Source organism: Streptococcus mitis (assembly GCF_023110375.1).
Lineage (GTDB): Bacteria > Bacillota > Bacilli > Lactobacillales > Streptococcaceae > Streptococcus > Streptococcus mitis_CI.
The window spans coordinates 246,232-272,377 of sequence record NZ_JALDVV010000001.1 but is presented as its reverse complement, the minus strand read 5'-3'; the positions used below and the strand labels follow the sequence as shown (position 1 = coordinate 272,377).

Below are 26,146 nucleotides of genomic sequence, written 5' to 3'. Positions count from 1 at the left end.
AGTGTATATCAGGATATATCAAGCTCTATTATTCGTTAGATACTCAATTTTAACTTTTCCCTTTTCCTTAAAATAATAGTATAATAGAGATAGAATTTAGAATCGAGGTGCACCTATGGCTGTAAAATTTACAAAAACTGATGACTTGGACAAGATGTTTGAGGAGTTTGCTAAACTCCCTGATTTGAAACAAGTCACTTTCCCTGATGACAAAGAGAAAAAAGCCAAAGCAGAAAAGAAAAACTAGATGACTGCTTTCCAACAACTCCCTTCTAGTGTGCTTCAGACTGGGGCTATTTTTCTCTCTATAATCATTGAAGCCCTACCCTTCGTTCTGATAGGAAGTATTGTTTCAGGGCTGATTGAGGTTTATATCACACCTGAAAAGGTTTATCATTTTCTCCCTCGAAATCGTTGGGGGAGAATCTTTTTTGGGACCTTTGTCGGGATGCTTTTCCCTTCTTGTGAATGTGGAATCGTCCCCATTATCAATCGTTTTCTGGAAAAAAAGGTTCCCAGTTACACAGCCGTTCCCTTTCTTGTGACAGCACCTGTTATCAATCCCATTGTTCTCTTTGCGACCTATTCTGCCTTTGGCAACTCCTTCCATATCGCCCTATTGCGAGCTCTGGGTTCCATCGTTGTGGCTGTGATACTTGGGATTTTTCTAGGATTTTTCTGGCAAGAACCGATTCAAAAAGAAGATCGGTTGGCTTGTCATGAGCATGATTTTTCTCACTTGAGCTCTGCAAAAAAAGTTTTTCAGGTCTTTGTGCAGGCCATTGATGAATTTTTTGATACGGGGCGTTATTTGGTATTTGGCTGTCTCTTTGCCTCTGTTATACAGGTCTATGTTCCGACACGGATTCTGACCTCTATCAGTGCAACCCCTCTTTTTGCCATCCTGCTCTTGATGATTTTAGCCTTTCTTCTTTCTCTCTGTAGTGAGGCTGATGCTTTTATCGGATCTTCTCTTCTCTCGAGTTTCGGCTTAGCACCAGTTTTGGCCTTTCTCGTAATTGGCCCAATGCTGGATATCAAAAATATTCTCATGATGAAAAATTACTTGAAAGCACGATTTATCAGTCAGTTCATTACGATTGTGACACTCGTTGTCTTAGTATATTCTCTCTTGATTGGAGTCGTCCTATGATTCGATTTTTAGTTTTAGCTGGCTATTTTGAATTGACTATTTATCTCCATCTGTCCGGCAAATTAAACCAGTACATCAACATGCACTATTCCTATCTGGCCTATATTTCCATGGTGCTTTCCTTTATCTTGGCAATCGTCCAGCTGTATATCTGGATGAAGCAAGTCAAAACCCACAGTCATCTGAATAGCCGATTATCTAAAGGAACTAGTATTGCTCTTCTTGCCATTCCTATTGTCGTCGGTTTAACTTTTCCAACTGTTAGCTTGGATTCTCAGACCGTTTCTGCCAAAGGCTACCATTTTCCTTTATCAGAAGGCACGGATCAAGCCATTCAGACCAGTGAAGGAACGACAAGCCAATATTTGAAACCAGATACCAGTTCTTATTTTTCAAAAGCAGCTTATGAAAAGGAAATGCGAACTTCGGCGAATAAATACTTATCCCAAGATAGCATTCAGATTACCAACGAAAACTATATGGAAGTCATGGAAGCCATCTACGACTATCCAGATGAATTTGAGGGCAAGACAGTCCAGTTCACAGGCTTTGTCTATAACGACCCCAGTCATGCCAATAGCCAATTTCTATTCCGCTTCGGCATTATCCATTGTATCGCAGATTCTGGTGTCTATGGATTGCTGACCAAGGGAAATACCCGTCAGTATGAGAATAATACCTGGATAACAGCCAAAGGAAAACTGGTCAATCACTATCATAAAGAACTCAAACAAAACCTCCCAACCTTGGAAATCGATAGTTTTACCAAAGTCGATAAACCAGAGAATCCCTATGTGTATCGCGTGTTTTAAAAAAGCAAGATAAAAACGAACAAGTTCTCTTCTGAATGACAGAAAAAGAGCCTGTTCGTTTTTTGTTATATGAGTAATAATGATTTTTAGATTTAAATCTTATAACATTTTAAGTAATGCAAGTAGCTCATTGAGAATAAGCGAGCCACTCATTAATTAGACTAGCGATTTCTCTAGGGGCTTCAGTATAAAGCTCATGGCCAAAGTTCTCTAAAAGAATAGTATCAAAATAGTCTGGCAATTCTTTTAGGGCTTCCTCTCTCCATGTAGCTTCATTAGGATAGCGAGGACTGATAAACAAGGTATCTCCCACTTCTCTCTTAAAAGCTTGTATTTTCCTCCGTAGGCGGAGTATCGCTTCTATATTTTCATATTTTATAGCTAACTCATATCTATTATACTTAGAATTCCAGTGATATGACTGTCTTACGGCTTTCTCCATATTTTCTGACCAATGCTTTGCTTCAGATTTTTCTTTAGAAATAAGAAGAGCTAAGTCTGAAACGACTTGAGATTTGATATAGTTTTTAGTTTCCTCTAATTCCGCATCTAAAGTTAAAATCTTATCTAAATCTAGATAGCCACCATCCAAAAGAATCAGTTTTTTCACTTCATGAAATTCCGATGCGAGATAACGCGCCAAATCTCCTCCAAGAGAATGACCTATCAGACAGATAGAGTCTCCTTCTACAATCTCATTTTTAAACCATAATTTCAATTCTGTTTCATCTCGAAGATGCTTTTCATATGGACTTAGAAAATAAACCTGCGAATCTAGTTCTTGAAGAAAATCCTTGCTATGATAGATATTGCTTCCCAGACCGCCAATAAAATATTTTTTCATTCTCTACTTAATACTATGCTTATTCATCTTTTGCTCAAAGATAGTCGTGATAATCTGACGCAATTCTTCGCGTTCTTTTTCTGGTATTTCACCACTTGTTTGAGCTGCAGCGTAGAGTTCAGGGTGTTCAATTGAAATGCGTTTAATAGTACGTGTCGTAGCATGTTTTCTGACGAAAAATGGAATTCGCTTAATCAAGTCTTGTGGTACTAGCGCAAGAATCTTCTCAGCAGTTTCCTTGTCACTAATCTTAGACGTCGTAAGTCCCTTCTTAATCATTTCCTGTTCTTTTTCTGTAAAATCTTTTAATTCCATTCGATTAGTCCTCCTATTTTCTCTATGTTAAATTATATATCATTTGTAGCAAGAGGACAAATAGTCTGTTTGTAAAGTCTTCTCTATACTACAACTTTCCTGTCGCTCATAATTGCTCTTTAATGAAAAATCACAAATCCTTTTGGAGAGATGACAAGCCGATTCTCAAATTCTTGGCAATTGCTTGCTAGTGCTACTGCTTCTTTCTCTAAAAGATAATCATCTTTTGATTGGTTAAATATAGCTTTGAGGACCTGTCCTTCGTATTTCCATTCCAAGGCTACTACATCAGCTTTAATTTCTTTTAGGCTATACTTGCCATGCTGAATGGTTGATGACGCTTGTTTTCTAATATTAATCAGCTGCTTCATGAAATTCAGCATATGATTGTCACTTGATACACGTTCCCAAGGCATACAACGTCGACAATCTGGGTCTGGTCCTCCGGTCAAAGATAACTCTGTTCCGTAATAAATACAGGATGTTCCCTTTTGTAAAAAGAGAAAGGCTAGAGCTGATTTGACCAGTTGAACGTCTTCATTTGCAGTCCACAGGATTCGTTCTGTATCATGCGAATCTAGGAGATTAAACATAACTTCTGAAATCTGCTGCTTGTAATACATAGATTGGCCATTGATTTCATCGATGAATTGGTCCGTCTTCTTAAGCCCTCGTAAGAAATAATCCTTGATACTATCAGATAAAGGATAATTCATGACCGCATGGAACTCATCGCCATTTAGCCAAGGCTGAGACGTATGCCAGACTTCTCCTAAAATATAAAGATCAGTCTTTTTAGCTAAAACTGCCTTGCGAAAATCCTTCCAGAACTGATGGTCAATCTCATTAGCCACATCCAAACGCCAAGCATCGATATCAAACTCTTCAATCCAATAAGTCGCAACCTTTAAAAGATAATTCTTGACCTCTGGATTGGCTGTATTTAGCTTAGGCATATAGTCCTCGAAACCAAAAGCATGATAGGGTAAATCTCTCTTATTGGCTAACTTTTCAGTTGTCACTGGGAATTGTTGTATATGGAACCAATCTTTATAAGCAGATTGCTCACCATTTTCGATAACATTTTGCCATTGAGGCGATTGCGAACCAATATGATTAAATACAGCATCTAGCATGATTTTCATGCCACGCTGATGCGCTTGTTCGACCAGCTCCCGAAAGGCCTCCTTATCTCCAAAATGATGGTCGATTTCAAAGTAATCTGTCGTATTGTACTTGTGATTGCTCGTAGATTCAAAGATGGGACAAAGATATAGTCCAGTAATACCCAAGTCTTGCAAATAATCCAGATGGTCAATAATCCCCTGTAAATCACCACCAAAGAAATCATCATTATTAGGTGTGATAGATGAATCCCAGTCTAAAGTCTTTTCTGGGTTTAATAGAGCATTTCCATTTGCAAATCTCTCAGGAAATATCTGATACCATACCGTATTTGAAACCCAGTCAGGAACCTTGCAGGCATCAATCTCATGTATATAAGGTAACTTAAATCCATTTCCAATAGCATGAAGATGTTCTAGAGAATTTTCCACACACCCTTTATCGCCATACAAAATACTTTGATCTTCTGTATCCTTGAGTTCAAAGAGATACTGGATACGTGCAAAGTCAACTGACACTTCAACCTGCCAATAATCGAATAAGGTATCAGAAGTTATTTTGGCCATTTCTTTTGTATTCTGATAAAACTCCTCCATAAAGATAAAAGGGTCACCATAATGCAAGTTGATGCTTTTAATGTCCCCTTTCTTAGTTCGAATCCGAATATGAAGTTTCTTATCCTTATAAAGATAGGCATACTCCGACTCAGGCCTATGGTAAATAGCACTTAATTCCATTAACTTGTCTCCTACATTTTAAATTTAATTTCACGAAAACGTTTTCAAAAAACAATAAATCCAGTATACTATTTTTGTAAACTATTTGCAAGGAATGTCCGTAGATTCTAGTGGTTTGGTTCTATAAATAAAAAAGCAGGCAGTCTTACAACTTGCTACTTTTCAAATGATGATTTACAAATGTCTTTCCAGCCACTCAATTTTTTTAAAATCCTTATTGTTATTGTGCTCATTTCGATAAGAATCTTGGGAAGAAGCCTTGTAAATACTTAAATACTGTTCTAGGTTTGGAACACGAAACGTGATGTCATCGAGATGAATCAGCTCTATATCCGATTCCGAAACTCCTGCAAAATCAGGTAAAGAATCAATACTTCCGAATTCAACACTCAGACCATCCTTTTGGAATTCATGCTCATGAATATCTATTAAGGCGTAACCTAAGTGATTCATCACTTTCATTATCTTGTCCCAGTCATAGATTCTGAGATGGTCAGGAGCTTCCCAACCTCTAGAGTCACCAGGCACATGAATGTCAATGTCAGACGGCCCCCATTCTTCATTTGAACGGTATTCAAAACCCAAAGACCCCATGAGCGTCGGTGTGATTCCGACTTTGTTTAAATGAGAACAGATTGTTCGAAATTCATCAAATAGAGAATTCATTCCTCCTCCAATCATTGATATAAAACTCGATTTCGTTGTGAAAGATAAACTAATTTTTACCTTCTCCTCTTTCGGTTTTGAAAATACTTCAATGTGTTGGCCTAGTACCTTGATTTCTACAGGTAGGTTATCAGATTTATCACCGTCAACGTCTGACTCCAATTCACTATCTGAAGAGATCTTAATATTACGCGCTCTGATATACTCAATATTATCATTGCCCACAACATCTCCTTTTAGTAAATCAGGAATGACGGATAATTTAGAGAATATAGAAGCATCTTTCAGAATCAAAATATTGGCATAGCCGTCTTTGTTCTCTTCAAAAATTTTCCTATCAGCGAAGTAATTTGTCAAAAGAACCAAAACATGGCTCGCTTCACCAACATAATTTCCATTTTCTGTCTCAATCTTAATGTTAAATACCTGATCCGTCATGACAGACTTCATGGTATTTACAGCATAGGCTAAAATACCGAATTTTGTCTTGTCCTCGATTTCAACATTGTGAATCGCCTCAGGAAGTGAACCGATACTAAAGATATAACCAAAATAATTGTCATTTGCTTTACCGATATCAATCTTGTTGGTTAAATCAAAATCCAGTTCATCAATCGCCCCATCGATGTCTTGATTGATTTCCAACAGTTTCGTAATGAGGTTACCCGTACCTCCTGGGATAATCCCTAACTTAGGAATGTAGTCTCTCTCAGCAATACCCGAAATGACTTCGTTGACAGTCCCATCTCCACCGAAAACAACCACTGCATCGTACTGCTCACTAGAAGCTTCCTCAGCAAAATGTGTTGCATCCAGCGCCTTTTCGGTAATTTTGGTTTCCACGTGCTCAAAGTATTCTTTTGCTTTATTTTCCAGCTTATCTTTGTAATCCAAAGCCTTCTCGCCACCAGAAGTAGGGTTGATAATTAACATTGCTTTTTTCATTGATAATACTCCTTAATTTTTAAATAGAAATGTTAGCGTAGCTACATCCATCATTACATGTAATGCTATTATATAATGAAAATGCTGAAAAGAAAAATACGACGTACTGGAGATTGATTTATAAAAACATTGAAAAATTATTTAATAAGAATTTTTAGAATACAAAATATCGGTTGAGTAAAGATTAGCAGATTATATCAGACGACTAGCTTCTAAATATTGTCAATTAACTATCTAAAATAAAGATAAGCAGCTTGATGAATACATTCAAAAAACTGCTGATGAAAGACAAAATTTACAAGATCAAATCAAGGATATTGAAAAGGAAATACAGGAGCTTTATGCCACTATGGAACAAATTCATACTGTTAAAAAGTATCGATCTTACTACAAAGAATATAAGGCAAATCCGTCTGACAAGACATTTTTTGAGGAATACAAATCTCAAATCAAGCTCTATGAAACTGCCCTTTCAGAGCTTAAAAAATCCTATTCCAAGCTCCCAAATTCAAAAGATATTTTAGATAAACTTAATAAATTGCAAGAAAAAAAGAATACCCTAATGCAAGAGTATTCCTCCTCAAAATCCGATATGGATGAACTTTATAAAATACGCAAAAACTAAGGAATTTATATGGGTAAGGAGATGGAGAGATAGCTTCCATCTCTACTCTTCACTTTTCAAAGTTAAATCTCCTATTGTTTTTCTATTAGTCCAGTAACTTCCTTTTATGCTGTCAATTTTATCAATTTGCAATTTGCAAGTGCCTATTTGTATTGGATTTTTTTCACTATATCTACTTAAAGGATTAGTAATATAAGTGTAATATAACACGAATCCTCCATTTTCTTCAATTAAATTGCTGGTAGTAGTTTTACTGCTTATTTCATCAGATTTGAGTTTCACATCTGTATAAAGAAAACTTTGCTTAATCTCAATTTCAACTGCTTTTTCTCCAGATTCACCCTTATAGTTATAACTTAAAACTCCAGTATATTTTTTCTTTAATCTTGGTATTTTCACAAAAGGATTGTATTTCCATAAATATCTTTCATATATAGCTATTGCAATAACAGAATATCCAGCGGACTCTAAAATCAAATCCCAATAATCCAAACCCGACTGAGGCTTCTTAAACTTATACAATATAATGAAAATAAGAATTATAATTATTCCAGATAATTTTATCAGTGATTCCATTTTAGATTTCATAACTATAAAATCCTTTTAACTCATCTATGAATCCTTTATATACCTTCTCTCTATCAGCAGAATCATAGCATAATTTTTTAATACCGTTAACTTCAACAAAGCTATTAATGTTATGTTTATTATCATAAAGAAACTCTACAATATCATCAAAAATATATTTGTAACAATCATACTTTGTAAAAATTTCATCAGGAACATTATAAAGTAAGCATTCTATACCAAAAGAGCTTGCTTTCTGTGCAAATTCGTATCTTTCATCTTGCATTTGATACCTCATCTCTTTTGCTATTCTAACCATTTTCTTAAAATATAAGTTTGTTCTTTTATTCTTATCTATTCCATTCTTAATATGTTGTTCCGGATAATTTATTACTTCAGTTCCATCATCAGCTTTGATAAGTATTCCTCCTACATAATTTTCTGGATCAAACCTGTAATCACAAGAGTAATCCCTATATCTTAATGCTGGAACCGAATCAGCATCTTTTCTATAAGAATTTCCATGTATTTTAATAGATTTGTTTTTTCTTTCCACATCATCACCAAATTTATTTTCTAATGCGGATTGAACTATATTTTTAAAAGTCTTGCTTTTTGAAATTGCACTTATAAAACCATAATTAGTTTTAGAAACACCAACTCTATATTTTGGTCTAAATTGATCTATTTGAACAACAGCAATATCTACATCACTATGCTGTCTAACATTAGTATTGTTTGCATAAGATCCTTGTAAAAATATTTTAACCTCATAATCATCATTACTCTTCATCATAACTTCAAATGAAGGTGTCTCACTATACATTTTTTGAATGGAAGTCCTTTCATTAAATCCGATAGTTTTTAATGCATCAACTACCATTCTTATGGCATTTTTACATTGATTTTCCTCTGTTTCACTCAAAGGTTTTGCATATTTTCTTAATTGCTCTTCTGTGAATATCATTTACTACTAATCCTCCTTTGATACCGTCATTTAACATCTATTCAAACTCAATCTCTTCATTAACTTTTTGGTGAATATCTACTCTATTAACAACATCGATTACATTTACCAGCCAACCATTTAGTGTACAACTTCTGATAAATTCATCAATTCTATTAACTCCATTCATTTCTTTGAGTGTTACAACAACACCAAATCTAACTCCTACACCATCTTGAGGAGCTAATCGGTTATTTGTTTTTATTTCCATGCCCCAATTCTTATTTCTATAAGAGTCTTTTGGTATCATTCTTTTTGTAGCACTCTCTGCAATATACTTTACATTGTCCCATTTTCTAAACTGCTTTCTGGCTTCACCTTCCAAAAGATAATTTTTTTCTCCCTCTAAGGTGTCTTCTGTATTCTGTTTATCTCCCTTAATATCCTTAATTTTTTTATCATCCCCTATTCGCCCAAAATGTAAATTCAATTCCGTATTTGTATAATCAACACCTTGCAATCTATCACACAATGGAAAATAACACATCGTAGCCTTCGCAATATATGGATACTTATTATCTTTTAGAGGAACTGGAAAATCGTAGTTATAAGTATTCCATTTTTCGCTAATGTCTGATACCACAAATTTAATTTCATCATCTTTTGTTTGAATAATATCGTTTATATGAATTGGTACAACTCCATGCCCATATAAAGCAACTTCCTCAGGAGTCGGTTTTTCATCCCAACCTCTTGCAGCATCAATAATCATGGCTTTTGCAACTTCTCTATTAAGTCCTAACACATCAATTAAATAAGATAATTTTCTCGCAATCCAAGGTGCAGCATAAGAAGTTCCGGCAACACTCGCAGCCCCTAAAGGTTCACAAACCCTAATGTACTCTTCTTCACTGCCACCATAATAGCTCACATCAGGCTTTGCAAAGAAAGATAATACTAATCCTTTACGAGCATATTTAGTAGACAGACCATTCTTACTAACTGAATTTACAACTATGCTATTAACAGAATCCGCCGGAGATCCTATTTTTACTATATCTACACTCGGTTTATTTGTCCCTGCCACAACAAATATTACATTGTTTTCAAACTGAATTCTATCTAATGTTGCAGCTTCAGCAGAAATAAAGTTGTCATTAATTTCCTGATTACTGCCAAGTGAAATATTCCAGACTTTTATATTTGAATTATTTACCACAATACTCTTTATTTTCTTTATTATTGAAAATGAAGAATATTCAGCACCTACCGCTACTCCAAAATGCCTAACTTTAAACCTTCCGCAGCCATCATCCAACCAAGGATTTAATCTTGCTCCATCAACAATAATAGAAGATACTGCTGTCCCATGATTATAATCTTTTGGATTTTTTGGTATATCTTCTGAAACCATATCATGATATTCAACCCAATCACTAAAATAAACACTTTCATCGAATAAGGTATCTATCACTCCAATCGTCGGTTCAATAGTTGGGGATGGTATAGTTACCATTTTTGTTTGATACTCATTGATAAAATCATCGGGTGATAAACTTGACAAATCAACTGTTGCCATTGAAACAAGATAGGGTGCTTTTTCAAAAAGTACTTCTACCTGATTTTCATCTAAGTAAATCGTTTGATTATCTAAAATTCTGCTACTTAAAATATCTATCCCTAATCTTTCAAATAATAATTTTGTATCTTTTCTTACATCGTACAAAGTTATAATACTCTGCTTTACATCCATTGTAGGTAACTCTACTTCAAAGGAATCAATATATGATGCATCTGCAATCACTTGTTTGAATGTAGACATACTTACAGAAAGTTCTTTAAAAACTGCCGAATTAACAATATTTTTATCTTCAAACATGTTTTTGTTAATCTTCCCTGCAAATTTTTGAGATAATATATTGGAAGTATCTGTAATCAACTCTATGCTTTTAGTCAAGTCATACTCGTCAAGAAAATATGTGATAATATGTTTACTCTTATCTCTATTAAATTTTGCTCCAACAATTGCATCATTAGAAGCCGTTCCTTTAAAAAGTCCAGAAATCCGGTTACTTTTTGCAGCAATCTTATTATAATAAACACTAACCAAAATACCTTCAAACGGCTTTGTTTCTTTATCCCAGAATTCTTTAATCTGAATTAGCTGAGATCTTAATCTTAATAAATGCTCTGTACTGACTTCCACTTTCCCATTCATGGCTATGCCTCCACGCATACCATTTTTACTGGCTTGCACAAAGCGTTTCCCTTTTAATTCCACGACATTATTCACTATCTACTTCCTCCCTCTTTAACTTTCTTGATACTGCACTTTTAGACTCACCTTTTAATTTTTCTATTTCTCTTACAGTAAATCCTTCTTCATGAAGTTGGTTTATATCCTTTTGATCCAAACTCCCTATCAAACTATTGTATAATCTTTTCAAATAATCATACTCAGAACCAACATCGCTAAATGCAAGTGATGTTTTTATAATGTTTTTTAATTCCCCGGGATAAGGTATTTTCTTTGCTGTCTTTAATATTTTTTTAAATAATCTTGTATCCTTGGATATTCCTTTAAAATTCTTGATAAATGAAGAAAAATAATATTCAGCAACTTCTATTAAATCCTCATCACTATACCTATTGAAATTAATAACAGCATCAAATCTCCTAATTAATGCTTTATCAAAATTTGAATATAGATTAGTTGTTGCAATAAGTACAATCTCTTTATTAAGGTCTGTCAATCTATCCAATTCTCTTAAAATTGTAGATGTTACTCTTCCCATCTCTCTAATATCATTAGAATTAATTCTATCCAAAGCAATAACATCAATTTCATCAAATAAAACCACAACCTTATTTGCATTTGGAAGCATATTTATTTCTCTAAATACTTTTATTATGTTTTTATTAGTCTGTCCCAACTTGCTATCTATCAAGTTTTCAAAATCCACCCTAAAAAGAGATCTATCCAATAATCTTGCAACATTTTTGGCTGCTTCTGTTTTTCCACTTCCCGGTAATCCTTCAAATAAAAATTTATTAATACCAACATTATGGTTTACAGCGTTAATAATACCTTTTATGTCTTCTGTTATTTCAAGTGGTAAATTTAAAGCCTCTAAATTTCTTATTTCTACTTGTTTTAAAAACTCACTTTCAAAATCACTACTTTGTGGTGAATATAAATTTGCTTCGGACATTAACCCCATAATATATTCAGATAACTGATAATCTCCTATGCTATCAAAATATCTTGCTATTGCTATCGCCTCATTTCTAAAGGAATTTTCATTCCTTTCCACATGGTATTTTATTAAATTTAAAACATTTTGTTTTTTCATATTGCCATACCTCCTATTTTCTTTATTATACCACAAATCGGGACATGTTTCTATACTTTTGGGACAAATATCATAAATTTTAATTTTCTATATTAAAGGTTATATTAGTAATCATTCATGAATAAAAAAGAGCCGGTGCAGTCCTAAGACCACACCGACCATAGATTTATCTTTCAGCTTCTTTCTTTTCTTTAGGTTTTTCCTTTTCTTCAGCCTGATATTTTTTGATAGCTCCAAGTACAGAATCATTCTTTTCTTCTTTGCCTTTCATCTGCTCTTTTGTCTTTAATAGCTTTGAAGAAAGTATCCTGATATTGCTATGCTCTTTCCCGTTATCATCAATTGAAGTTCTTATTTGTCCAAAGAGCTTAACAAAATATTCCTGCTTAAAGTCCTTTGGAATATCACTTTTTTCTCCATAGGCAGAGCAATTATGATATACCTTATTACCCTCATCATTTTTAGATACCACAGAGAAATTTGCTACCTTAAAGGCTTTTCCGTTCTTATTTTCCCTTTCAACTACATCGACCTCCCCAATAATATTTCCGACAATATTGATAAGATTATCCTTTTCTTCTTGAGCATAAGGTAAGTCTTTTATCTGTCCCTGTTCTCTTAAATCCTCAATCATATAGTCAAATTCCTCATGTAGCAAATTAAGGCTGTCATTGTCCATATAAGCGTCATAGAGGTTGTCTAAAGCACTTTCATCGTTAATGCCTTTTTCCATGCTGATAATTGCCTTAACAAAGTCTTTATGGTTATCATTTACCATATCTTCAATTTTATCTCTTATTGTTTTGTATTCTCCTTTCATAGTAAAAGGGGCTTTCGCCCCCTTATATTGCATATTCCTGTTCTTTCGTTGTTTGTTTTTCTCCTGTTTTGCTTTCATTTTGATAGGCTCTTATCTGACCTAAAATAGACGGCTTGTACTCTGATTTTTGTGTAGTTTCTCCTTTACTATGAACATTATCCTCCACATCAAAGGTTGACTCAAAATAGTCGCTGTCGCTAAAATCATTGTCATATCTGTCAGCAATTCCATCATTATCTAAGTCTTTTGCAAGCGGATTATAGAAGTTTCCCTCATCATCAATGTCCAGTCCGAGAGCTGCCTTTAAGTCCTCGGAATCCACATAGACTAAATCTTCAAAAGAGGATATCTCTATTTCATTTTTCATATTCCTTAGAGCTTCGTTTTCTCCCTTGTTTTCATAGTCGAAGCTCTCTGTTTTGATTGGAGTATCATCAATATACTGTGTCCATGTTTTAGCTTCTAAATTCAGTTCGTACTGAATCCCATGCCTTTCATCCGGTGTATTCGTATACGCAATGCCTGTTTTTTGAAACTGTCTGGCTTATATCAAAGATATAGTCCACCTTTTTATATGTGCCGTAATCCTCTAAAATTGGTATCCCTTTCTGCCCTCGCATAACCGTTCGATTAAAGCGTTCCCTCCAGTAGTCGAACTTGGCACAGGCTGTCGCTTCAGGATTTTTATCATATATACTTAATTGACTTCTAAAATAATACCTTTGATTGTTTCCGACAACTTTTAGGAACTTTAGATATTCTGCTTCATTATACAAAACATCTTGTTTTATTAGCTCCAAAATGTTATGAAAATCATTTATTCGCATTTTTTCCTCCTTCTTTTTTCAAACAAAAAAGACGGTTAGATTTTACTCTAATCACCTTCGCTATATACCAAATATTATTACTCTATTTCAATTTTTTAATTGATTCACTTTCAGATAGTATCTTCATTTGTTCAATAGCTATTGCATTTAATTTTTCCAATCTTTCAGATTGGCTCATGCCTTCATTTATAAATACCGCATTAAGATTCTCAAGATTAGAAAGGCAGACAAGCCTTACTCTTTCAATCAGTCCGATTCCTTTTTTCATATCGAGTTCATCAAATGTTTTTATAGCTATCGGCTTTGAGATATTTATTCTTCTCATAATTTCTTCAACAGTAAAATAGATAAATACTCTGCCTTCCCTGTCTATCCAGTTATTCTTAAAAGACATTCCTGTCCGTTTAAGAAGCATTGAATAAAGGATACTATTTTTTTAGTAAATAAAAAATGTTTAAATTTTATATTATTCCTTTTCAAATAAAAGCCACTTGCAATAGCTGGACCAAGTGCACCTACTATATGTAACATTCTCCCTATAAATGTTTCTAATCCCAAAATATGAGATTGAGTAAATATGGCAAGAAGCCCCCAAGCTATATAAGTAATTCCAAATGTACAATAAAGATAATTTTTTAAATTCTTTTTGTCAATTTCTGTCATTTTATCTTCCTAATCTTGATTATTCTACGTATAATATTTTTTTACTGCTTCTTAGTTGCTCTCGATTATAACTACCTATATTCTATCATAAAAACAAAAAAAAAGTCTTACAATCAAGGCTTTTCATTATTCATTTCGTCAATACTTTAGTTTCGTAGATTCAGATTCGCATGATTAAAACTAGTCAATCTTCTCTGCGATGTTTCCAAGTTTATCCAATACAAGACAGGAATGATCATTTAGCGGATTTCCACCCATCAAAAAAATTTGTTCGTCCAATCTTTCACACTTTCTAAAGATATATAAAGTTTAAACAAGTTTATTCACGTTTCTAAATTATAATTTTTTCTTAAAACATATCATTTTATTATAAACTGACTAAGATCGCACCAGCAATACTACATACTAGACGATTCGGACTTACCGTATCATTTCGTCGTAAACTCCTTACTCTACGACAGCTATCCCATGGGCAGAACATCTGCTTCTACTTCGCTGATGCCTCAGTTCGTACAAGTAGTGATACCGCCTCAACATGTGGTACTAGTGACTACCCATCCTATCAAACGAAATTTAGTCTAAAAATTGTTAGGATTGTACTATTTGACTAATTTAACAGCTTGTATAAAATCATTAATGTACGATTCGAAATCAATTAAAATATTGTTAGACCATAGCTTCTTATCTTTATTTAAATTTAAAAGTATACTACCTGTTTCATAAAATTTATAATCAAAAATATCTGAAATAAAAAATCTATGTGAAACATCTTCAAATGAAGATACATTATTATAATTAATAATACTTACTAGATCTCTATAAATTGGATTAGATTTGTCTCTTAACAAATCTAAGTTTCCTTGATGAAATATTGAGCCAAGTAGTAAGTTCGTAACCGCTACAAACTTGAACATTTCATAACTTAACATTTGATAAGGAATCTGTCCATTATATTGAGTACTACTCTCAAACATCAATTCCTTCGAAACCAGTTTAAATTGCAATTTATGAGGTAGGATTTGTAAGGTGTTGAAAACTTCTCCTTCTTCGATTAATATTTTAATAATTATATCATCAACCTTTGAAACAGTTAATAGAGGACTATTCGTACACTTTTGAATTAGTATATCTAACTCATCAGAAAATGAATTGTGAGTGCTCCATTGCTGTACGATAGTAGTTTTTTCATCAATAGAAAGTGTTGATAAATCCAATTTACCATTTTCAACATGAAATTGAACAGAAGGACACAGATTAGATGCATAGTATTCCCCTAATTCAGAATACTCTTCTAGTTTGAAATTATATTCTAATTTTTTTACATGGCTTTGACCAACTTGTTTCAAATAAAAATAATCATGAAAATCAATTGACAACTCCTCAAATATCGGCGCTAAAATATCTCTAATTGTAGAGAAAATAAACCATGAATCTCTCTGATTAGTCTTTTCAACAGTACTTGGGTTTACATGGCTAGTACCTAGATCAATTAATTTAACCTGTAATCTATCTTGCCTAATTTCACCCACAAATACTTCATTATAGAAATTATTTTTATAACATAATATTTCTTGTTTGATTTTCTCAAATTCAACTGAATTACATTTTTTATTTTCCTTGACTTTATTATATTCATCAATTAAATCACTAAGGTTATCAGTTAATATTGATCCTCCAATCATAATATTTCCTGGATTCAAATCTCCGTGTCTTATCTTGTACTTTATCAAATACGAAATATCTCTCAAAAAATAAATACACAGATTCACTCCCTCCTGAAGAATAATATCAAACACAGAATTTTTCTCTAGCATTATTTCAGATGAAGAAATCTCTTTTAACGCTGAGATAAAACTTGTTCTAACTTTCAAATAATCCTTTAATGTTAAAGAGTTTTCTACTAATTCCATAATCGAGTAATAAACATGTACTGGAAAAACCAATTTACCACTATCATATACCCTTGCAATAGTATCACCTAGTTTCACACTACTATTTTTTTTGGTTTCCTCAATTGCTTTGATTTCAATTTTATCATCAGTTATAAAATATAACTTGACTAGTTGTTCAATTTTTAAATACTTATGAAATACAATAAACGTGATACCGTTTGCACCATTGTTTAAAATTTTCTTAAACTCTAAATTTTGAAAAGCTGGTACCTCATTTTTGATTAAGAATTGCTTCTCTTCGTAACATAACGCTCCGCCATCATTTATAGATATCTTTTTTAATATAGCTTCCACATCTGCTCTAGCCATTATAGTTTCTCCTAAAGTTATTTTTAATATATTATATCATAAATAGTACCAAAAACTAGCAACTTCCCTGTCATTGTTTCTTATAAATCTACCTCAGTTCATTCTAGGAAAGTTACTACAATTTGTCCAGATTCTGAAATACTGATGTGGTCGAGAACTTGATTCATGATAACTCTATCAAATTTATCTAAATCTAGTATATGATACATCTGCTTTGCATAGTACTTATGGAGAAGATTCACTCCTTGCTCTAGCTTTTGCCACTTAGCTACCACATCAGATCTATATTCTTGAGCAGTCTAATTAATCTTCTAAAAATTAAAACTCAAACTATGTTAAGAAATTCATCAACAACATCTGCAAATTTCCACAAGACCAAATCTTGCCTAAGTTTCATATATAAGAGGGGACACATTCATTCCCATAAAGCTATGCTCATTGGAAATGAATGTGTCCCCTATGTGTAATCGGAAATAAAAATTCAGTAACACCATCTATCGGACCAAGACACTCAACTGTTGCTCTTAGTCTGATACTTCCTCATATATCACAAAAAGCCTTACAATCAAAGCTTTTCATTATTGATTCATACCAAGCTTTCTAGGCTTTTACGAGCAAAGCTACACACTCAGCGGTTAGGACTTACCGTATCATTTCGTCGGTTTCCCTCCTCATTCTACGAGTCCTATACCATGGGCGGAGCATCTACTTCTAGTTCGCTGATGCCTCAGCTCGTACAAGCAGTGATACCGCCTCAACATGTCTTGACGGTTACTACCTATACTGTGAAACGAAATCAAAGCTGCTGAATATCCGTATTAAACTATTAAACGTAACTAATGCGAGTATTTACGGCTTCGTTAATATACAGTATTGTTACATCTATGCCAAGTTTCCGATAGTTAGTTCTTCTTTCTTTATTTAAATCTTTACAAATCCAACTAGCGAGAAGGGTTGTTTATCTCAAAACTCATTGAACCTTTGGTTCCTCGATTAGTATAATAATTTCCTTCTAGTTGATTTGGATTATCAATATCAAGAATTACCGTCCCATAATGTATAGGACTTTGCAATTCAGCCCTTGGGCTATTTAAATATGTATAAATTAATTTTTGTGTTCCATTATCATTGATAATTGATGCTGTAATGCTATGGCTCGAACTTTCACCCGTTTTAAACTTAACTTTAATAGTCGTAAATGACTGTTCAATAGTAAGTTCACAATTTCTTTCATTCTGATCATAGTCCGTCTTGAAACTACCTACATAATTCGCAAATAAAATTGGAACATTATGAATCTTAGATAGTAATGGCCACCGCCATGCTGTTTTTTCAAAAATAGCCATAATAATTGCTGTAACTGATATAGCTTCACCAATATACCCAATGGCTGAATATACCAATGCCAAAATATCAGATTTAAGATTCACTGCAATCTCTTGGCCACTTATTAACAATCTTAATAACAAGCAAATTGCAAAAACCCATATTGTAATATTCAAAAATTTTTTCTGCTGTTCATTCATAAGTTTTATTTATAATCCAAAAATTCAATCATTCTAACTAAAAAAGTTTTTGTATCCTGTAAATTCCATTTCTGCTCTGAACGAAAAATGTAATACATTCCACTTACTTCAACCCAATTTAAATTCACTTGAGACACTATGTAATATAACGCTTGCTGTAACAACCCTGTGTAGCTATTACTATTGAAAAACATCTGTTCAGGTATATTCCAGACCAAACATTCTATCAAATATGAAGAAATGCGTTCGTTTGTCAATCCTAGCTCCTGCATCTCGTTCTTAATATGCTTCATAATCCTAACTAAATATTTATATTTATAGTGAGTAGATTTATTCTTAGAGATACCATTTTGTATATGAACTTTAGGATAATTAATTACTTCATAATTTCCGTTTGAGGTAAAAAATTTGATGCCTTCAACAAATTTTTCAGATGACCTGCTACCAATATATCTATAATTTCGATATTGAAAACATGGGACTACATCTGCATTTACGTGATATGAGTTAGAATTAATATTGATACACTTATTGCCAATAGAAACTGATTCTGCACCAAATTTTGAAATTAACGCTTTAATCACTTCGTTTTTAAATACATTAGCATTGGTGCTGCTACTAGAGTAATTATAGTCTAGGTCCGATAACCCATCTACATACTCACAATAAAATAAAGATTTCACCATGATACAGATATCAATGTCGCTATTTTTCTTTACATTCGTATTATTTGCATAAGAACCTTGGGCAAAAATTTCATATTCATACTTTGAAGAGAGCCCACTCCTTTCTATTGCATCTTTAATCATTCCAATAGTATTTTCAACCCGTGTTTCTTCAGTGGCAGATAACGGCTTAATCCATGATTGTAATGCTTCTTCAGAATATCTCATTATAAAACAACTCCATTTTAGTTTTTTGGTTAATTCATAAAAAGTAACCGATATTAAAAAAATCCTACATATAATTATACCACTAAACAAGAAAAAAGGCTGCAAACATAGTGAACTATACTATGCCTACAGCCTTATAAATCAACTTCTGTTCCTTCCAAAAATCTAACGGTTATCTGTCCATCCTCCGAAATCAAAATACTATCTAGTACCTGACACATCTCAAAGGAATCATATTCCCAACACTCCTTATTTATCAATTCAGCCAGTAACACACTGTAATGCTTTTCTAATAACTGGTTTTCTTCCAAGATCTTATTCCACTTTCCATGCAACAAATCCATATTCTCACTCAGTAGTTTAACTGCCATCATTACAGCTTTCTCTAGTGTTCCCTCATCGATATGGTTATTCTGACAACCAATCTGTCCCTTTACCTTATAACGGTTGTTACACTGCCAAACTTTACGTTTGCCACGACTGGTCGTCCAGTTCTTACGTCCAAAAGCTGAACCGCATTCTGCACAGAACACCTTGGTAGTAAAAGGGTTGTCCTCATTTTGCATGATGTAGAACAAATTGAAAAAGATAATAGACTTCAGACAGCTATTGATGTTGTCAGAGAACAGTTTGGTTTTTTAGCCATACAAAAAGGAACCGTCCTAACTGAAGGTTCCAGAAATATTGAACGCAGTAAACTTATCGGTGGTCATTCCGCGGGTGGATTGGAGGGATTAAAATGAAACAAGAAAAAAATACAGTACAATTTTCAGAAATCCGTAGCAAAGGATGTAATGATATTGAAATGCTTGAAAGATTTTTACATGGAATCGTTGAAACAGCAACTTCAAAACTTCGTCAGAGAAAACTCAAAACAACTGAAATATCGATACGACTAGTACATGCTAAATCTGAAAACCGATTACCATTGGAATTTACATTTAGCATTAAGCCAACAAGCTCATCTGTGATAATCTATACTGAGGTAATCAATCGCTTTAAAGAATGTTACACAGGTGGGGGAATTCAAGGTTTTACGATTCAATTTGATAAAAATACCCTTGCCTCTGCATAGAAAGGATTTGATATGATTGACCGTTCATATTTACCATTTCAATCAGCAAGAGAGTACCAGGATACAAAGATGCAAAAATGGATGGGCTTTTTCCTATCTGAACATGCATCAGCACTCTCTGATGATACAAACAAAGTAACGTACATGTCTGACTTATCACTAGAGAAGAAATTATTACTCCTCAGTCAAGTATACGCCGGGCAGCTACGCACACGCATTCAAGTGATTGAAAAAAACAAGCGTGTTTCCTACACTGGAACAATACCAAGTCTGACCAAAGATTTCATTTTGATAAAAACTACAACAGGTCACATCAATTTGAAATTAAAAGACATTATTAGTATTGAACTTGTCGAGGAGGTGCTCTATGAATCAGCTTGAGTTTCAGCGTAATCACCTACAAATGGACTATTATAGCGAGAGCTACCAAGATTTTGAACGTGACTTCTACCGCTACTCTAACATGAATATTCCATTGACCTTCCTAACTGATGATATCCTAAAAACAATGGCGACTTCACGTAAGAATTACTTTGTCCTCAATAAGGAAAAGTCCAGAGATAACCGCGATCACTTCTTCATATTTGAAGTAAGTACCGTAGATGAGAATCCGCTAATCTATCATTATACATATAAGAAAACTACAATATATTTAGCAGAAAAATAGGAGCAGTTCAATTGACTGTTCCTATTTTTAATATTCATAAAATCTAAAGTCTTTATACTCTTTAACAATGGAGTCGCCAACCAGAACAGACTATACTGACCAGCGACTACCTTAAATTTAATGTTTCAGATTTATTTTCTTATCTCTAATTTCATAAACTACATCTGCTACATTTTCGAGTAATCGTTTATCGTGGGTGATAAACACGATAGTTCCGGTGTACTCCTTCATTAGTATTTCCAAAGCCTCTAAACTTGGTATGTCAAGGAAGTTACTGGGTTCATCCATTATTAGGATGTTATATCTACCCATGAGCATTTTAGCAAGCAACAATTTTATAATTTCTCCACCGCTTAAAACAGATAAACTTTTTCCAATATCGTTCTGTTTGAACCCCATAGATGCTAGCACTGAACGAATTTCTGATATATTGTAGTCACAATCCTTCTGCATAAACTCCATAACATTCTGATTACTGTTGTACTTGTAACCATTCTGTGCAAAGTAACCTATTTTTGCCTTAGGCGAAATAGAAATTCCTTCTTCATGGTTTAAGATCATTTGGATTAAAGTTGTTTTTCCGATTCCATTACCACCAGTTAACGCCACTTTTGCTCCTAACGGAATTTGAAAAGATGCATTTTCAAACAGAGCCTTATCCCCAAATACTTTATTAATTTCTGCACCGACTATAGGGTATGGATTATGGAGCTCCAATGCTTTACTTTGCCTGAAACGAATTCTGCGAATGCCTTCCGGAGCTTCTACTTTTCCTAAGGCCGCAATCCTGTGCTCTAGGGTTTTAGCAGCATTATACATCTTTTTTTCCTTACTTCCTATTGATTTTTGATGAGCTAAACGCCCTCCGTCTTCAGTACTTTTTTTCTTTGAAGAACCTTTTGCCTTCTGTTCTATTTTACGAGCCTGTTTTCGCTTTTCCTCCGCAGCCCTTTCCAATCGGGCACGTTCCGCAATAAATTGTTCGTATTCTGCAGCTTGGCTCTTACGTTCTTCCTCTTTCTGACGAAGATAATCAGAATAGTTTCCCCAATACTCAGTGATTTTGCCATCTTTCAGTTCCCATATTTTATCTACTATTTCATCAAGAAAATAGCGGTCATGGCTAATAACTAACAGTGCACCTGTAAAATATTTTAGCTGTCCTATTAGAAAATCAATTCCTTCACGGTCTAAATGGCTCGTAGGTTCATCCGCTAAAATACCATGAACCTGTGCCGATAAGGCCTGTGCTATTTTAAGCCTTGTTTCTTCACCACCGCTCATAGTCTGTATATTTAATTGCTCAACACCTAGCTTGCCTACAAGTGCAAAATCTTTTTCCTCCTGCAGAGTTACTTCGTCCAACTGGGGAATATAGGCAAGTTCACCCAGACGATTCATTTTACATCCTGGGGGAGTTAATTCTCCTAAAAGTACCCTGAGTAAAGTGCTTTTTCCAGCACCATTTGCTCCTACTAAACCAATACGGTCATAATCATATACTTCTAATTCATTTATATCTAAAACATCGCGTCCTTTGAATTCCACACGAATGTCTTTTGCTTTTAATATTAATTCCATAACATTTCCTCCTGTCTATAATCGCATGCTTTCATTTGCTTGTATGCAGGGAAAACCCTGCGATTTTAGCAGGAAGAGTTACATGAAAATAAGATACATAAATATTCCTCCAATATTGTTTATTTTAAATCTAATTTTCTAACCTCAGTTATCATTTGGCAAACTATAGCAATGCCAATAATTAAAATACCTGATAGTAAAAACCAATGATTTACACCGATTTTATCAGCAAAGAATCCAGAAAGAATTAACCCAATTGGCATAGCAAGTGACATGATACTTCCGATCAAAGAAAATACACGTCCTAAATATTCAGGCTTAATTTTCTCCTGAAAAAGAGCTGTTTGCACACCGCTATAAAATGGCACCGAAAGCCCCATTATTGCACAGCAAACTACGAATATTACAAATCCATTTGGAGGAAGTATTCCCGAAACGGCTAAACTGGTCCCCATTATAAAAAATGAACTTGTTATTAGTAATACATGCTTTTCGAAGCCCCCTAATCTTCCTAATAATAAGCCTCCTGCTAGCATCCCAAATGCAAAGGAAATTTCCGTAATAGAAATATGCACAGGCGTTCCATTAAAGTGTTCCATGCTTATTAAAGGAAATAGTGCATTGATTGGCATATAAACAAAAGTATATAGTGTTCCTAAGAGTAATAAGGCAAACAATCCTTTGTTTTGTCTCAGAACCACAACTCCTTCTTTCATCTCCCTTATGAAATTTGGTTCTAAACTTTGCACTTGATTACCCAGCTTAGGTATACGTACAATTGCTACCGTAATAGATGCAATCACAGCACCCAATACGTCGATGGCAATAATAGCATTTAAATCCCAAACGGAGTATAAGAGTGCTGCAACTGCCGGACTAACAATATAGCTTATAGACTGCAAAGACTGACTATAGCCTGCGCATTTCGTTAGCTGTTCTTCTGGTACTAAAAGTGGTGTAACCGCATTGAGTGCTGGGGTATGAAAAGCTGTTCCAATGCTACGGATAAACAATACTATCATAATCATCCAGACAGGTAGCTCCATACAGAATGCAACAATAGCAAGCACTGCACCAGCTGCTGCGATAATTAAATCGGCACCAATCATTATCTTCTTCCTATCATGACGATCCACTAGCACACCAATGGCAGGTCCCAAAATCGCATAGGGTAAAAAACCTACTAATGAAGCCATAGACAAGACCATCGCAGATCCTGTTTTTTCTGTAAGGTAAAAAATAATCGCCATTTGCAGGATGGCACTAGTGATTAATGATACTGCTTGCCCTGCCCATATTGCATAAAATTTTCGTTTCCAATTGTTGTATTTTTCCATTTATATTATCTCCTGCATATTATTTTGCTTGAATTTCTATTTTGAATAGCATTCTAGGCAATAAAAAATGCAGGCCAAACCCCACAATGTGGCTTTTGGTCTGCATACATACAATTTGGAAACATTCATATTAAAGACATAGTTAAATAAAGGTATAGTTAAATAACCAATATCCTCACCGTAACTAATGAATGCTCAATATCGTATAAATAAGCACAACAAAAAAGCCTATCATCGGGTATAGATTCTGCTTTTTTTATTGCCAGCTTATCTTAAACGCATTGAGGCTGTCATAGTTTCGGTTCCTCCTACATCTTTGTTTATATCAATTTATAGTATAACACAAAAAGATGATATGTTCAATATAAAAGTTATGGAATGAGACTCATACTTCCAATTCGATGCCAGATTTAAAGGATATGACGAAGTTTTCTTCATAGACTGTAACGCTCTGGATTATCTTCCTTAGTAGCAAGCGATTAGCTTTCACAAAATCTTCTGTTTGTAGTTTTAAAAATTCATCAGGATTTTCTAACTCAACCTCAAAATATTTCATTTTACATTCCCTCATTTCATTTATTGATAAATTGAGTTTGCAAAAAAGAGTGGACAATTTTTGTCTACTCTTAACCTTTAAAATAGTTTTTTTTAATCGATTTGAAGTTGCCTAAATTATTACTTATTCGGTAAAATGAAGTATTGCTTTCAACAGATTTCCTTCAACTACACTTCACTTGATTCAAACAAGGTGGGTACATTTCTATTCCCACAAACTCCTTGTCAATGGAAACAAACACGTACCCACAGGGTAAATGGAAATAGAAACTGATAATTTCTAGCTATCACTTCTACTCATTCCAAAAATTTTCTCACTCTGATACTTACCCACCATAAAGCAAAAAGCCTTGCAATCAAGGCTTTCATTATCCCTTTCGTTCAAAGGTTTCTAAGCTTTTACGAGCAGAGCGACACACTCCACGTGAACGGTCAGAAGTATCATTGTATATCATTTGTATCATGGCATATAAAGTATCGCTCTATTTTATTGATGGTTTTAATATCGCTCTTATCATGGCGAGCCATTCAAAACTGCTCCACAAATGAGGAAAGTACCATTTTGGACTATTCAATTGTCAAAGAACAAATAAAAAATCTCCTCATTTTCACACTCTATGAAATTGAGGAGATTATTTTCTAAAGCGAATTTTATCAGGAAAATCTGTCAATCCCAATAGGTAGTCTGTACTGACATCGTAAAAGTTTGAGAGAGTTACCAATACATCTGCTGTTAAGGCATGCTCACCCCGTTCAATTTTAGCATAAGCTGAGTTTGTAAACGAAAGTATTCTAGCTATTTGTTTTTGGGTCAAATCGTGATCTTCCCTCAAATCTCTCAAACGTCTGTACATCTAGCTTTCTCCTGAGAAAAGTATAATATATAAAACTAAGAAATCATTCAAAGTGTCCAAATTGGACATTTTGAACTAAAATTAATTTATTAAACACTTCTCATAAGCATATCTATTATAGGTTAGACAATATTAAGAAAGACGGTCAAAATCTATTAACCGTCTAAAAATAAAAATTAATTGTCTAACTTTTTGGAGTCAGTACATTCATAAGGATCATTAACTTATTTTTTACAAATCTACATTTTAATAAAGATGAATAAGTCTTAACAACAAATTAAGTGATTACTGGAAAATTTATCAATTCATACCAACGAAAGCAAGTCTTTTAAATTCACTTTTTCTATTTTACAATTATTAGAACATCCTTTGCTACAAACAGCAATGTAATAATTTTCATTGCAAAAAACATGAATATTAGTACCGTTAAAATTAATGTCATTTGATTCTGAAGATACTATGTTTAATTTATCAAAATCTTGATTTAATCCCAATCCTGTATATTTTGTATACGCTTCTTTAATAGCCCAAATTCTTAAAAATTCAATATTAGAATTGTCATGAGTAGATAAATACTCTATTTCATTTGTGGATAGTACACTACTATAACAATTCTTTTTTATTTCAACTATATCCTGAATATCTACACCAACTGGATTATCCGAGATAGCACAAATCACCTTTGATTTAATATGGGAAATATTAAAATGTATATTTGGATAATTAGTGAAATATGGTTTGCCAAAATTAGTGTAAGAAAATGATAATCCACTCAATTCAGTATTAAAAATTTTTTTAATACCGTAAACAGTCAACAAATAAGCAATTAATGAATTACATTTATCTTCATAGTTTTTAAACTTATTTACATAGTTCCTTCTATCAATAGGTAACTTTATCATTAATCTATTGAAATTTAGAATGGAGAAATCTTCATCAGAAAATATAAAAATCTTAAGTACTCCAGGTTTCATTAAACTTCCTTTTCTATAATATTCT

Annotated in this window: 25 protein-coding genes and 6 pseudogenes; 8 read left to right on the top strand and 23 right to left on the bottom strand. The window is 33.7% G+C overall.

The genetic code is table 11. The features are described 5' to 3' along the window. Positions 1-115: 115 nt before the first annotated feature. The 3 genes from M1G12_RS09895 to M1G12_RS01260 are packed head-to-tail and all read left to right on the top strand — an operon-like array spanning position 116 to position 1,965. A complete protein-coding gene (locus M1G12_RS09895) occupies positions 116-247 on the top strand; it encodes an SPJ_0845 family protein (RefSeq protein ID WP_004234728.1) in 132 nt (43 codons plus the stop codon). Then, entirely contained in the window at positions 248-1,153 is a 906-nt protein-coding gene (locus M1G12_RS01265) for a permease (RefSeq protein ID WP_000123630.1), read from the top strand. Continuing rightward, a complete protein-coding gene (locus M1G12_RS01260) occupies positions 1,150-1,965 on the top strand; it encodes a TIGR03943 family putative permease subunit (protein ID WP_000617852.1) in 816 nt (271 codons plus the stop codon). Before M1G12_RS01265 ends, M1G12_RS01260 begins: the two co-directional genes overlap by 4 nt. Positions 1,966-2,092: 127 nt before the next feature. On the opposite strand, the gene M1G12_RS01255 is transcribed toward M1G12_RS01260, so the two are convergent. The 5 genes and pseudogenes from M1G12_RS01255 to M1G12_RS01235 all read right to left on the bottom strand — a co-directional run. Further along, complete coding sequence (locus tag M1G12_RS01255) at positions 2,093-2,809, bottom strand: alpha/beta fold hydrolase (protein WP_247941991.1); 717 nt, start codon at positions 2,807-2,809, stop codon at positions 2,093-2,095. Positions 2,810-2,812: 3 nt separating this feature from the next. Next, positions 2,813-3,124, bottom strand: a complete 312-nt coding sequence (locus M1G12_RS01250) for a hypothetical protein (RefSeq protein WP_000420556.1) — start codon at positions 3,122-3,124, stop codon at positions 2,813-2,815. A gap of 119 nt (positions 3,125-3,243) precedes the next feature. Continuing rightward, positions 3,244-4,986, bottom strand: a complete 1,743-nt coding sequence (locus tag M1G12_RS01245) for a glycoside hydrolase family 13 protein (RefSeq protein WP_247941990.1) — start codon at positions 4,984-4,986, stop codon at positions 3,244-3,246. 174 nt (positions 4,987-5,160) lie between these two features. Beyond that, positions 5,161-5,652 (bottom strand): phosphoribosylanthranilate isomerase, encoded by a 492-nt coding sequence (locus M1G12_RS01240; RefSeq protein ID WP_247949326.1) that lies wholly within the window; start codon positions 5,650-5,652, stop codon positions 5,161-5,163. A gap of 63 nt (positions 5,653-5,715) precedes the next feature. Next, a pseudogene (locus M1G12_RS01235) lies at positions 5,716-6,597 on the bottom strand (diacylglycerol/lipid kinase family protein); the annotation flags it as partial. 247 nt (positions 6,598-6,844) lie between these two features. Here M1G12_RS01235 and M1G12_RS01230 point away from each other — a divergent pair. Then, positions 6,845-7,222 (top strand): annotated as a pseudogene (locus tag M1G12_RS01230) (relaxase/mobilization nuclease domain-containing protein); the annotation flags it as partial. A 42-nt stretch (positions 7,223-7,264) separates the two neighbouring features. On the opposite strand, the gene M1G12_RS01225 reads toward M1G12_RS01230, so the two are convergent. The 13 genes and pseudogenes from M1G12_RS01225 to M1G12_RS01160 form a co-directional block, all read right to left on the bottom strand. Next, positions 7,265-7,810, bottom strand: a complete 546-nt coding sequence (locus tag M1G12_RS01225; RefSeq protein WP_247949259.1) for a Cap15 family cyclic dinucleotide receptor domain-containing protein — start codon at positions 7,808-7,810, stop codon at positions 7,265-7,267. Beyond that, a complete protein-coding gene (locus M1G12_RS01220) occupies positions 7,800-8,756 on the bottom strand; it encodes a nucleotidyltransferase domain-containing protein (RefSeq protein WP_247949258.1) in 957 nt (318 codons plus the stop codon). Before M1G12_RS01220 ends, M1G12_RS01225 begins: the two co-directional genes overlap by 11 nt. Positions 8,757-8,793: 37 nt before the next feature. Next, positions 8,794-11,028, bottom strand: a complete 2,235-nt coding sequence (locus M1G12_RS01215; RefSeq protein ID WP_247949257.1) for a S8 family peptidase — start codon at positions 11,026-11,028, stop codon at positions 8,794-8,796. Continuing rightward, positions 11,021-12,088 (bottom strand): ATP-binding protein, encoded by a 1,068-nt coding sequence (locus M1G12_RS01210; protein ID WP_247949256.1) that lies wholly within the window; start codon positions 12,086-12,088, stop codon positions 11,021-11,023. Before M1G12_RS01210 ends, M1G12_RS01215 begins: the two co-directional genes overlap by 8 nt. A 166-nt stretch (positions 12,089-12,254) precedes the next feature. Beyond that, a complete protein-coding gene (locus tag M1G12_RS01205; RefSeq protein WP_247949325.1) occupies positions 12,255-12,908 on the bottom strand; it encodes a DNA-binding protein in 654 nt (217 codons plus the stop codon). A gap of 22 nt (positions 12,909-12,930) precedes the next feature. Further along, positions 12,931-13,431 (bottom strand): annotated as a pseudogene (locus tag M1G12_RS01200) (helicase); the annotation flags it as partial. Beyond that, on the bottom strand, positions 13,403-13,735 hold the full coding sequence (locus M1G12_RS01195) for a hypothetical protein (RefSeq protein ID WP_247949255.1): 333 nt from the start codon (positions 13,733-13,735) through the stop codon (positions 13,403-13,405). The gene M1G12_RS01195 and the pseudogene M1G12_RS01200, both read right to left, overlap by 29 nt. A 172-nt stretch (positions 13,736-13,907) precedes the next feature. Further along, positions 13,908-14,162: pseudogene (locus M1G12_RS01190) on the bottom strand (replication initiator protein A); the annotation flags it as partial. Positions 14,163-14,167: 5 nt separating this feature from the next. Then, positions 14,168-14,398 (bottom strand): annotated as a pseudogene (locus M1G12_RS01185) (CPBP family intramembrane glutamic endopeptidase); the annotation flags it as partial. 599 nt (positions 14,399-14,997) lie between these two features. Then, the gene (locus M1G12_RS01180; RefSeq protein WP_247949254.1) at positions 14,998-16,659 is read right to left on the bottom strand and encodes a hypothetical protein; all 1,662 of its coding nucleotides are present in this window, start codon (positions 16,657-16,659) and stop codon (positions 14,998-15,000) included. Between the two features lie 941 nt (positions 16,660-17,600). Then, positions 17,601-18,185 (bottom strand): Cap15 family cyclic dinucleotide receptor domain-containing protein, encoded by a 585-nt coding sequence (locus tag M1G12_RS01170; RefSeq protein WP_001005371.1) that lies wholly within the window; start codon positions 18,183-18,185, stop codon positions 17,601-17,603. A 5-nt stretch (positions 18,186-18,190) separates the two neighbouring features. Continuing rightward, complete coding sequence (locus M1G12_RS01165) at positions 18,191-19,078, bottom strand: nucleotidyltransferase domain-containing protein (protein WP_070697136.1); 888 nt, start codon at positions 19,076-19,078, stop codon at positions 18,191-18,193. A gap of 134 nt (positions 19,079-19,212) precedes the next feature. Continuing rightward, the gene (locus tag M1G12_RS01160) at positions 19,213-19,644 is read right to left on the bottom strand and encodes a recombinase zinc ribbon domain-containing protein (RefSeq protein ID WP_001178677.1); all 432 of its coding nucleotides are present in this window, start codon (positions 19,642-19,644) and stop codon (positions 19,213-19,215) included. Between M1G12_RS01160 and M1G12_RS09985 the strand changes: the two are divergent. The 4 genes and pseudogenes from M1G12_RS09985 to M1G12_RS01145 form a co-directional block, all read left to right on the top strand. Then, positions 19,642-19,821: pseudogene (locus tag M1G12_RS09985) on the top strand (hypothetical protein); the annotation flags it as partial. The gene M1G12_RS01160 and the pseudogene M1G12_RS09985 overlap by 3 nt on opposite strands. Next, entirely contained in the window at positions 19,818-20,153 is a 336-nt protein-coding gene (locus M1G12_RS01155) for a DinB/UmuC family translesion DNA polymerase (RefSeq protein ID WP_000806926.1), read from the top strand. The pseudogene M1G12_RS09985 and the gene M1G12_RS01155, both read left to right, overlap by 4 nt. Before the next feature lie 12 nt (positions 20,154-20,165). Next, positions 20,166-20,534, top strand: a complete 369-nt coding sequence (locus M1G12_RS01150; protein WP_000567222.1) for a hypothetical protein — start codon at positions 20,166-20,168, stop codon at positions 20,532-20,534. Continuing rightward, a complete protein-coding gene (locus M1G12_RS01145) occupies positions 20,521-20,820 on the top strand; it encodes a DUF5960 family protein (RefSeq protein ID WP_001072467.1) in 300 nt (99 codons plus the stop codon). The genes M1G12_RS01150 and M1G12_RS01145 overlap by 14 nt, the downstream gene beginning before the upstream one ends. A gap of 117 nt (positions 20,821-20,937) precedes the next feature. On the opposite strand, the gene msr(D) is transcribed toward M1G12_RS01145, so the two are convergent. The 5 genes from msr(D) to M1G12_RS01120 form a co-directional block, all read right to left on the bottom strand. After that, positions 20,938-22,401, bottom strand: a complete 1,464-nt coding sequence (gene msr(D) / locus M1G12_RS01140; RefSeq protein WP_000420313.1) for an ABC-F type ribosomal protection protein Msr(D) — start codon at positions 22,399-22,401, stop codon at positions 20,938-20,940. Between the two features lie 119 nt (positions 22,402-22,520). Then, entirely contained in the window at positions 22,521-23,738 is a 1,218-nt protein-coding gene (gene mef(A) / locus M1G12_RS01135) for a macrolide efflux MFS transporter Mef(A) (RefSeq protein ID WP_000417519.1), read from the bottom strand. 385 nt (positions 23,739-24,123) lie between these two features. Then, positions 24,124-24,294, bottom strand: a complete 171-nt coding sequence (locus tag M1G12_RS01130; RefSeq protein WP_000873143.1) for a hypothetical protein — start codon at positions 24,292-24,294, stop codon at positions 24,124-24,126. Between the two features lie 631 nt (positions 24,295-24,925). Further along, positions 24,926-25,147 carry a helix-turn-helix domain-containing protein gene (locus M1G12_RS01125; RefSeq protein ID WP_247949253.1) on the bottom strand — a complete coding sequence of 74 codons (222 nt, stop codon included), beginning with the start codon at positions 25,145-25,147 and terminating at the stop codon, positions 24,926-24,928. A 305-nt stretch (positions 25,148-25,452) separates the two neighbouring features. Next, complete coding sequence (locus M1G12_RS01120; protein ID WP_247949252.1) at positions 25,453-26,121, bottom strand: 4'-phosphopantetheinyl transferase family protein; 669 nt, start codon at positions 26,119-26,121, stop codon at positions 25,453-25,455. Positions 26,122-26,146: the final 25 nt, after the last annotated feature.